Consider the following 9746-nt stretch of genomic DNA (forward strand, 5'->3'; position numbering starts at 1 on the left):
CCCCCTCACCGCCCGCGGCGACGGAACCCGCGCCGCCAGCGTCACGCTGCCCGCCCACGGCACCCACTCCTTCCGCTACCTCGCCGCCGGCGACTACTGGTTCAACGACGAAACCGCCGACGGCCACGACGGCACCAACAGCCGTCTCCACACCTGAAGGACCCCACCAGCACGCCACACCGACGGCAGGCGGCGCTCCGTCGAGCCGCACAACGCGCAGAGCCGGCGGCCGACCACCTGCGGACCCCCGCGGCCACGCCCGATCCGCAGGCGGATGCACCGCCCTCACCAAGAGAGCGTCCATGCCCCCGCACCACACGCATCCCTCTGACCCGCGCCCGGCCGACACGGGCATGCGCGCGCAGATCGCGGACCTCGTCACGGAAGCCGAGACGCAGCTCCGCAACGGTCTGTGGGAGCTGACCTCCGGGGATGCGGCGCTGGCCCGCACCGCCGCCGCCGGCCTCGCGGAAGTCGTCCGCCCGGCTGCCGAGCAGGACGCGCTGCCGGTCATCAAACGCCTGGAACACCTCCGCGAGGCCCTCGCCGTCCTCGCCGTCACGCTCGCCCGCACCCACGGCCCACTGGCCTGGTTCCTCGCACGTGCCAGCGCCGCCCTCTCCCCCGTCCTCACCTGGCGCGCCGTCCCAGCCGCCGGCCGGCGGCAGACCTTCGGCGCCGCCCTCCCCACGCCCGACGAACTCCACGACGCCGAGGACGCCGTTCGGCACCTGCACACCACCCTCGCCCGCACCGGCGACCAGGCCCCCGGCCAGCGACCGCCGCACGGCCACGACCCGTCGGCTCCCCCTTCCGGGGCGGGTGGCTGAGCGGGAGGCGCGGGCACGGCTGGGCAACCGCCGCGTCCGGGCGCATGCCGCCGGGGGGTGGCGACCCTTGCCCGTCCGCGTGAGGCGAACTCGGGGTTCAGCGTGCGGTTGTGGAGGGACATGCGGGCCTCGATGGGGGCCCGCCAGTTCCTTGCGGTCGGCCTTCCCGTTGCGGCTCAGGGCAAGGGCATGCAGGACCACGCAACGATGCGGACGCGCTTGACGAGACGAAACGTCTCGTCTATTGTCATGGCCGTCGACAGGCGCCGGGCCGTGCCACCCCGCAACCGCCTGCCGCGCGACCGTGCCGCCCACCGAAGGAGCGCTTTTGCAGTCGGCCCCCGCCGCACCCGTCCACCGCACCACCGCCACCCGGGCCGCCACCCAGGCCGCCCCTCCGGCCGTGTCCCAGATCGCCCTCGCCGACGTCACCCGGCGCCACGGCGACCGCATCGTCCTCGACCGGGTCTCCTTCACCGTCCGCCCGGGGGAGAAAGCAGGGCTCGTCGGCGACAACGGCTCCGGGAAGTCCACGCTGCTGCGGCTGCTCGCCGGACTGGAGCAGGCCGACGACGGCAGCCTGACGGTCGTCGCGCCCGGCGGCGTCGGCCACCTCGACCAGGCCCCCGTTCTGCCCGCCTCCGCCCGCGTGGGCGACGCCGTCGACCACGCCCTGCGTGAACTGCGGACCCTGGAACGGCGCATCCGGGCCGCGGAAGCCTCGCTCGGCGCGGCCGCACCCGGCGGACTCGACCGGTACGCCGCCTTGGTGGCCGAGTTCGAGGCGCGCGGCGGACACGACGCGGACCGCCGCGTCGAAACGATCCTGCGCCGGCTCGGCGAGCGCGCGCCCCTCGACCGGGAACGCCGCCTGGACGCGCTCTCCGGCGGGCAGCGCTCCCGCCTCGCCCTCGCCGCCACGCTGGCCTCCGCCCCCGAACTGCTCCTGCTCGACGAGCCGACCAACGACCTCGACGACGAGGCCGTGGCCTGGCTGGAGGACCACCTGCGGCGTCACCGCGGCACGCTGGTCGCGGCCACCCACGACCGCGCTTTTCTGGAACGCGTCACCTCCACCGTCCTGGAGGTGGACCAGGACCGGCGGACGGTGACCCGCCACGGCAACGGCTACGCCGGCCTCCTCGCCGCCAAGGCGGCGGACCGGGCCCGGTGGGTGCGGGAACACGAGGAATGGCGCCAGGAGGTCGCCCGGCAGGAACGGCTCGCCGACGCCAACATCCGGCTGCTGTCCGAGATCCCGCGCAAGGGGCCGTGGGCGTTCAGCGGCGCCGGCGCGTTCCGGGCGCGCTCCCGCTCCCACGGCGCACAGGGACGCATCCGCAACGCGCGGGAGCGGCTCCAGCGGCTCACCGACGACCCCGTGCCGCCGCCCCCGCAGCCGCTGCGGTTCGCCGGCCGTATCGACGGAGCGCCGGACGCCGGGCAGCACCCGGCGCCGGCCGGGTCCGCCGCGGTGCACCTGGAGGACGTGCGGGTGGCGGGCCGGCTGTCCGTTCCGACGCTGCGGCTCGCCCCCGGGGAGCGGCTGCTCGTCACCGGCCCCAACGGCGCGGGCAAGACCACCCTGCTCCGGGTGCTCGCAGGGGAACTCGCGCCCGACTCCGGTGTGGTGCGCCGACCGCAGCGGGTCGGGTTCCTCCGCCAGCAGGAACCCTGCGAACGCGCCGCCGACGGCCGCACGCTGCTCGCGGCGTTCGCGACCGGCCGGCCGGGACGCCCCGAGGACCACGCCGGCGAGCTGCTCGGCCTCGGCCTGTTCCGTGCCGCCGACCTGGCCGTCCGGGTGCGGGAGCTGTCCGTCGGGCAGCGGCGCAGGCTCGAACTGGCCCGGCTCGTGACGGCCGGTCCGCTCGACCTGCTGCTGCTCGACGAGCCGACGAACCACCTGTCCCCCGCCCTGGTCGAGGAGATCGACGCCGCCCTGGCCGGCTACACCGGCACCCTGGTGGTCGTCACCCACGACCGGCGGACCCGGGAGGGCTTCCACGGCACCCGCCTCCGGCTGCCCCTGGGCGCGCCCGCGCCGTGACGCCCGCCCCGGCTGTCGAACGCCGGTCCCGTATCCCGTGGGGACTGTGACGGCACCCTGTACGCGCGTAGGATCTGGAGCCCATCGCCAGGGGGAGTTGAAGAGTTGGGCGTTGAGTTCCTGGCCCCTGTACTGGGCGCAGCGGCACTTACCGGAATGAGTTTCCTCTCGCGCTGGCTGTCGGAGAGGTTGCGGTCCGAAGCGAGTTCGGAGAGCAAGCGCCTTCGCGCGATCATCATCGGTCCCCAGTCGGCCGGGGACTCGACCGGTGAGGTCGGCGAAGGCGGAGCAACGCCCGATGGTGCGTCCGTGCCCCGTGCCGGCACGCAGCGGATCGACGACGACAAGTTCGCGGAACTGCTGATCGAGTATTACGCCTGGGGGCTCACCCAGGCGCGCCGCAGCACCGCGCTGAGCCTGACGTGCTCCGGCCTGGGCGTTCTCGTGCTCCTGGGCGGCGTGGTGCTGGGCATCCTCAAGGCGGAGACCACGGGAGATCTGTACGCCGCTGCGGCGACGAGCACGTCCGGCGCCGTATCTGCTGTGATCGGCCACCTCGCCCATCGGCGTGCCGACAAGGCCATGGAGCACATGCGGGCCCAAACCGAGTCACTGCGCACCGACATGCGGCGCGAGCGCGAGATCGAAGCGGCGATCCGGCTGCTGGGAGAGGAGGAGGACCCGCGACTGCGTTCGCAGCTTCGCGCCGCGCTCGTCCTGAAACTCGCTTCCGCCGAAGTCCCGAACCTGCCGATGTGGGCGGTGCCGCAGGCAAGGAACGGTGCTGCGCACGGGCAACCGCTCGAGTCGCAGCGCGGCGGCGAGTCGAGGAACGGCGCCGCCCCCGCGTGACGCGCGGAGAGCCCGCCCGCCGGCGTCGGAGGCTGGGCCGGCGGTGCCGCCTCGCTCCCTGCCGAATGCCCGTAGCGGCCCTCCGTCCCTGCAGGAGGCAGGGACGGAGGGCCTGTGTCATGCGCGAGCCTGTGTCATGCGTGAGCGGGTGTCATGTGCGAGCCGCTGTCATGCGCGAGCCGCTGTTCAGCGCGCCTGGACGACCGTACGGCCCTTGCGGGAGCCGTCGGAGCAGGAACGCTTCTCCGCGGCGGTCATCTTCCGGGTCTTCACCACCACCGCGTTGCTCTTGCCGTCGGTGCCGTTCTTGGCCGGGCCCGTGATGGTGTCCTGGAAGAACCAGTAGTAGTGGCCCCACTTGGGGCTGTCGTAGTGCGTCTGCCAGGTACCGGAGACCTTCTGCATCACCTGGGCGCGCGAGATCCAGCCCACCTCGCCGGGCTTCACCGTCATGTTGAGCGAGCTGCTCTCCGAGTGGCTGCTCGACCAACTGTGGCTGTAATTCGTCGTTATGCTGAGGTCGACGATGCCTGCGATGTTGCCGCCGGCAGTGACGGAGACACCCAGCTCGTCGGTGGATCCCACCGTGTCGTCCCAGGTCATCGTCTGCGTGGCGTCGGACGTGGTGCAGTTGAAGAGCGAATTCGACACCTGGCGGAACTCGCCCAGGTAGGCCTCTCCCAGCTTGGGCGAGTTGAACGTGCACTTGCCTTCGCCCGAGCTGCAGTCCGCCATGAGCTGCTGCCGCGTCGGCTGCTCGGCGGCGGACGCCGGCAGGCTGGTCGCCGCCGCGACTGCGCAGGCCGCCACCGTCAGGGACAGTGCGCGGGCTGCACGGCGCTGGGCGCGGTGTGTCGTCATTCGTGGTACCTCTCACTTGCCGTGGGGGGTCGGCTGACCGCCGTGCGCCGGGGGTGGGACTCAAGGGTCACCGGCAGCGCGTTCGATCACCGCCTGTTGCGATCTGCGATTCTCCGGACCGATCAGAAGGCGTGGGGCGCAAATGAGACAACGTGCGGCAGCCCCTTCGCGGGAGGACCGCCCGCCCCCGTTCCCCGGCGGGCGGCTCCCCTTCAGGGGCTGCCGTTGGTCAGGAGCAAGTAGCAGACCTGGTCACGGTGGATGAACGTGGCCGTGTCGCAGTCGCCGCCGTCGAAGTAGGCCGGCCGCAGCGGCTCCTCCCCGCTGAAGTAGCCGGTCGAGCGCAGGAAATCCGGTTCGACGGCGGCGAACAGCCATGCGCGCCCGGATCGGCCCAGCAACTGCCGGGTGAACTCACCGACCAGTCGTTCCGCTTCCGGCGCGGCGAAATGCCGGCCGTAGGGACTGAACGCCTCGCAGAGCATCCAGCGCAGCCGTGCCGTGAAACCCGCGGCGTCGAGGGGGCTGCCGGTCGCGCGGAACCCGTCACGCAACAGCGGACGTTCCGTCGGGATCTCATCGGCGTGCCAGTCGTCCGACAGGTTGTACCAGTCGCGCCGACGGTCGGCGGCGTACATCATCTCCTCGAACAGTCCGCTGCGCAGGAAGGCGTGGAGTACACGCTGCTGGTTCTCCGCCGTGACCGGCACGTCCACGGCGAACTTGAGCAGCAGGGTGTTGCTGTTCATCGCGCTGTCCACGGCCGAGAGGAACCCGTCGACGGCCGGGTGTTCCAGATCGTCGGACCGGTCGGTGAAGCGCACTGCCCTCTTCCTTCCCTGCCCGCCCGGCACCCGCCCGCCGCCTTCCCCGTCGCCGCCCGTGCGGCCACTCGTGCGCTGCCCCGTCGCTGCCGTAGGCGTCGTCGGCCGGTCGCGGGAGGTGGCGTACCTGGGCACGGGCCCTCATGGCGAAGGGATCGTCAACGGCACAGGCGGCCAGGCACACGCCCAGCCCGCTGATACCCGCGCCGACCACCGCAACCCGCGCCACCGAGTGCCCCTTCGCGTCGTGTTGCGGAACGAGTCTACTGCTTGACGATCTCCTTTCCGGGGCGCGAGGGCCGTATCACCGCCGGACACCGGCACCGATACCCAGTCGCCGACCGGGACGAGTTCACCGAGGGTACGAGTCGCAGTGCAGGGCTGTCCGCAGAGGTGGGGGACTCGACGCCAGGGCGGCCCGTTCACGGGGAAGAATGGTCGGTATGACTACGTGAAGAGCGCGTGACGAGCGGCAGCGGTGGCTCAAGGTCGAGGCCTGGGAGACCGCCCTCGATGCGGATCGGCGGATCTGCGCCGCCTGCGCAGGGACACAGTGGCGACGGACGAGCGGATCTCGACGAGCCGCCGGTGGCGGAACCTGCGGACCGGGACCGAGCAGAGGTCAGGCGGCAAGAAGGCCGAGACTCCGCCAGACCGGCCGGCAGTCCCAATGAGGACCCGCTTCTTGCCGAACCTGTCCGCCCGCCTTCCGGTGACGAAGCTCGTCACCAAGCCCGGCCGCCTCGACCAGCTCCTGCGGATTCGGTCGGCGGGGGCGCCGTTGCGCGGCGGACCGCGACGCCCTGCGTCCCTGGAGAGAGCACGGCCGGACGCTGGGCGCTGCCCTGCGCCGCCCCCTCATCCATGGCCAAAGCCTTGCAATACGTGAGCTTTACAGTGCCTCGCTATGAGTGAGTCGAGATCCCGACCCCACAGACCGTCCGGGCGGAGCCGCAGCCCCGCCCGCAGCGCCGAGGCGGGCGGCGGCGGCCGCCTGGCAGCACTGGACGGCGTCCGGATCACCGCCGCCCTCGCCGTGCTCTGCTACCACTACTCGCCCTGGACAGCGCCTGGGGGCAGCCGGCCGCCGCCGTCTTCCCCGTGGCGAGCAAGTGCGCCGCGTACGGCTGGCTCGGCGTCGAGCTGTTCTTCATCGTCAGCGGTTTCGTCATCTGCATGAGCGCCTGGGGCCGCACCACCGGAGAGTTCGCGGTCTCCCGCGTCTCCCGCCTCTTCCCCGCCTACTGGGCGGCCGTGGTCTTCACCTCCACGGTGCTGTTCGTCTGGCCGGAGGTGCGCGGCGTCAAGGCGTTCAGCGATGTGGTGGTGAACCTGTCGATGCTTCAGGGCGGCATGAAAGTGCCGCACATCGACCACGCGTACTGGACCCTCTTCGTCGAGCTGAAGTTCTACGTGCTGTTCGCGATCGTCATCCTGCGCGGCGTGACCTACCGCAACTGCGTCGTCTTCTGCGCGGTCTGGACCCTGGCCGGCATCGTGGCGCCCACGGCCGGCAACGGCCTGCTGTCCTTCTTCGCGATACCGTCCTTCTCGCCGTACTTCATCGCCGGGACGGCGTTCTACCTGATGCGCCGCTTCGGGCCCAACACCGTCCTGTGGACCATCGCCGGGCTCCAGTTCCTCCTCGCGCAGAGCCACGTCCACCGCATGATCACCAACCTGGGGCGCACCGCCGCCTTCGAGACGCCCGCGTGGCCGGCGCACGCGATCATCGCCTGCGGGTTCCTCGTCATGGCCGGCATCGCCCTCGGCGCCTTCGACCGCATCCGGTGGCGCTGGCTGACGCACGCCGGAGCGGTCACGTACCCGCTCTACCTGATCCACATGAGGGCCGGGCTGACGCTCATCCACCACCTCCGCCACGTCGTAGCACCCGTCCCGCTCGTGCTGGGCGTGACGGCGGTCATGACCGTGCTCGCCTGGGTCATCCACCGCCTGGTCGAGCGCCTGGGCCGGCTGCTGCGCACCGGCCTGCGCCGCGGGCTGGAGGACATCCGCGGGGGTACCCCGCGCCGGGCGGTGGTCTCCTCGATCCCGGCGCAGCCGCCCGCCCCGGAGGCGGAACGCATCCCCGCGGCCCGCTGACGGCCCCAGCCGAACGCCGCCGCATCCGCTGCGTCGCGCCCCGGTCCCAGCCGCCGGATGTGCCGAACCCTCCAACGGGAGGAGGCCGCCGGGGGCCGTCAGCGCGGTCAGCCACTCGTTGCCCCCGGGCTCGGCGGCGCAGAGCAGGGCCACGCGGCCGCCGGGGCGCAGGGCGGCGACGTTCGCGAACGCGCTGACGCCGTGCGGGGCGGGCACGGAGCCCGAACCGGGCCCCGGCCCCGCGCTGGTGACGCCGGGACCGGCACGCCGGGCCGGGGCGGGTTCAGCTGCCGGTGAGGAGGGTGACGACCTCGGCCGGGGAGAGTGCGGCGCCCGCCGTCTCCTCCTCCTGGTAGCGGTCGGGGCCCAGCACTGCGCGGGTGTCGTCCGGGAGCGCGGCGACGGCGGCCTGCTCCGGGACCGAGCGCGGGTGGCCCGCGCGCCAGGCGGTGGCCGCCGCAAGGGCCCGTACGGCCTCTGCGGCACGGCCGGCCCGGGCCAGCAGCACGGCCGCGGTGTCGGTGAGCGAGGCCAGGACGCGCTCCGCGCAGTGCGCGGCGACGGCCGCGGCCAGGGCCGGGCCGATGGCGGCGAGGCCGGCGTCCGGGCCGGATTCGCGTGCGATCAGCACGGCGTCGACGTTGTCGAGGCCCGCGGTGAGCTGTGCGGGCGCCGAGAACCTTTCGGCCGCGGCCCGGGCGAGCCCGTGCTCGGCACGGGCCCGCCCGAGGTCCCCGCAGATGAGGGCGAGGAGGCTCGAGAGCATGCCTGCGTAGGCCCGGGCGTCGTACACCCCGCCGTGGCGGTCGACTTCGCGGGCCGCCTCCGCCACCAGCTGCCCGGCGCCGGCGAAGTCCCCCGAGCACAGGGCGGACTCGGCGATGCGCGCGAGGGTGAAGGGCACCTCCGTGTGGGCCCCGACCTCGCGGGCGAGGCGCAGGCACTCCTCGTACTCGGCGCGGGCCAGGTCGTACCGGCCGCGGGAGAGCGCGACCTCGCCGGCGGCGCTCGCCACCTGGGCGCGGGTCCAGCGGTCGCCGACCCGACGTGCGATCTCGTGGAGTTCGGCGAGGTCGGCGTCGACGGTGGACAGGCCGCCGGTGACGTCGATGGCCAGGTGGGTGCGGAGCAGGAGGGCGATGCCCAGTTCCCAGTCACAGCCGTGACGGCGGCAGTTGCCGACCGCCTTGTCGAGCCCCTCGCGGAGGTCGAGCACGTTGCCGGTGAGGCGGGTGGTCATCGGCCAGAGCATGCCGGGGAAGCGGGCGGTCTCGGGGCCGTCGGCCCGGAAGGCCTGCCGGAGACGGCCGACCAGGGCGATGTTCTCGGGGGTGCGGAACTCCTCGGGTGCCTGGCTTTCGGCGAGCAGGAAGAGATGGAGCATGCGCAGGCGCATGGAGCGCCAGTACGCGGGAGTGCCCTCGGGCGGCCCGGCGGGGAGGGTCTCCAGGACCCGTCGGGCCCATTCGGCCCCCTCGCTGCGGTAGTTGCGCAGCCACCAGAACCAGCCGAGGGCGAGGGCGAACCGCTCGCCGGCCTCGGTGGCGCCGGCTGTGGTGGTGTGCAGGAGCGCTGCGCGGAGGTTGTCGAGCTCGGTCTCGATGCGCCGGATCCAGCTGAGCTGGTCGACGGAGCGCAGGAGGGGCTCGGCTTCCTCGGCGAGGGCCAGGAAGTGCGCGGCGTGGCGGCCGGCGGTGGCGTGGCGGTCGGGGGCGTGCGCGGCTGCGCGTTCGGCGGCGTACTCGTGGATCGTCTCGAGCATGCGGTAGCGCATGCCGTGGCCGTCGGAGTCGGCTGTGGCAACGACGAGGGACTTGTCGACGAGGGAGCCGAGGAGGTCGGCGACGTCCGGGGCATCGTCACCGCCGTCGGTGCAGACGGCCTCGGCGGCCGACAGGTCGCAGCCGCCGGCGAAGACGGAGAGGCGGCGCAGAACGGTGCGTTCGTCGTCGTCGAGCAGGTCCCAGGACCAGTCGACGACCGCGCGCAGGGTCTGCTGGCGGGGCAGGGCGGTACGGGCGCCGCTGGTCAGGAGGCGCAAGCGGTTGTCGAGTCGGTCGGCGATCTGGCGCGGGGTGAGCAGCCGCAGCCTGGCCGCGGCCAGCTCGATGGCGAGCGGGAGCCCGTCGAGCCGGGCGCAGATCTCGGCGACGGCGGCGGGGTCGCCTTCGGGGGTGAAACCGGGGTGGACGGCGGCGGCGCGGTCGGCGAAGAGGCGGTGGG

General features: G+C 73.2%; 7 protein-coding genes. 4 read left to right on the plus strand and 3 right to left on the minus strand.

Going from position 1 to position 9746, the window contains the following annotated elements; all coding sequences use genetic code 11:
* Positions 1–302: 302 nt before the first annotated feature.
* The 3 genes from HYE82_RS29080 (at position 303) to HYE82_RS29090 (ending at position 3732) form a co-directional block, all read left to right on the plus strand.
* Positions 303–830: a hypothetical protein gene (locus tag HYE82_RS29080; RefSeq protein ID WP_179177160.1), complete on the plus strand. Its 528-nt coding sequence runs from the start codon at positions 303–305 to the stop codon at positions 828–830.
* 403 nt (positions 831–1233) lie between these two features.
* Positions 1234–2880 (plus strand): ABC-F family ATP-binding cassette domain-containing protein, encoded by a 1647-nt coding sequence (locus HYE82_RS29085; RefSeq protein ID WP_309144484.1) that lies wholly within the window; start codon positions 1234–1236, stop codon positions 2878–2880.
* Positions 2881–3036: 156 nt separating this feature from the next.
* Positions 3037–3732, plus strand: a complete 696-nt coding sequence (locus tag HYE82_RS29090; protein WP_179177162.1) for a hypothetical protein — start codon at positions 3037–3039, stop codon at positions 3730–3732.
* A gap of 186 nt (positions 3733–3918) precedes the next feature.
* Here the strand turns inward: HYE82_RS29090 and HYE82_RS29095 are convergent, their stop codons facing one another.
* The gene (locus HYE82_RS29095; RefSeq protein WP_179177163.1) at positions 3919–4593 is read right to left on the minus strand and encodes a hypothetical protein; all 675 of its coding nucleotides are present in this window, start codon (positions 4591–4593) and stop codon (positions 3919–3921) included.
* A 212-nt stretch (positions 4594–4805) separates the two neighbouring features.
* Positions 4806–5417: a hypothetical protein gene (locus HYE82_RS29100; RefSeq protein WP_179177164.1), complete on the minus strand. Its 612-nt coding sequence runs from the start codon at positions 5415–5417 to the stop codon at positions 4806–4808.
* Positions 5418–6518: 1101 nt separating this feature from the next.
* Between HYE82_RS29100 and HYE82_RS29105 the strand changes: the two genes are divergently transcribed.
* Positions 6519–7523 carry an acyltransferase gene (locus HYE82_RS29105; protein ID WP_179177165.1) on the plus strand — a complete coding sequence of 335 codons (1005 nt, stop codon included), beginning with the start codon at positions 6519–6521 and terminating at the stop codon, positions 7521–7523.
* A gap of 283 nt (positions 7524–7806) precedes the next feature.
* Here the strand turns inward: HYE82_RS29105 and HYE82_RS29110 are convergent.
* Positions 7807–9746 (minus strand): transcriptional regulator (locus tag HYE82_RS29110; RefSeq protein WP_179177166.1); only part of this gene is annotated, 1940 nt, incomplete at its 5' end.

Source organism: Streptomyces sp. BR123 (genome assembly GCF_013401435.1).
Taxonomy (GTDB): Bacteria; Actinomycetota; Actinomycetes; order Streptomycetales; family Streptomycetaceae; genus Streptomyces.

What these genes read in the sequence shown, in the direction of transcription:
- HYE82_RS29080 (WP_179177160.1), top strand. Translation starts at nt 303, where the DNA reads ATGCCCCCGCACCACACGCATCCCTCTGACCCGCGCCCGGCCGACACG.
- HYE82_RS29090 (WP_179177162.1), top strand. Translation starts at nt 3,037, where the DNA reads ATGAGTTTCCTCTCGCGCTGGCTGTCGGAGAGGTTGCGGTCCGAAGCG.
- HYE82_RS29095 (WP_179177163.1), bottom strand. Translation starts at nt 4,593, where the DNA reads ATGACGACACACCGCGCCCAGCGCCGTGCAGCCCGCGCACTGTCCCTG.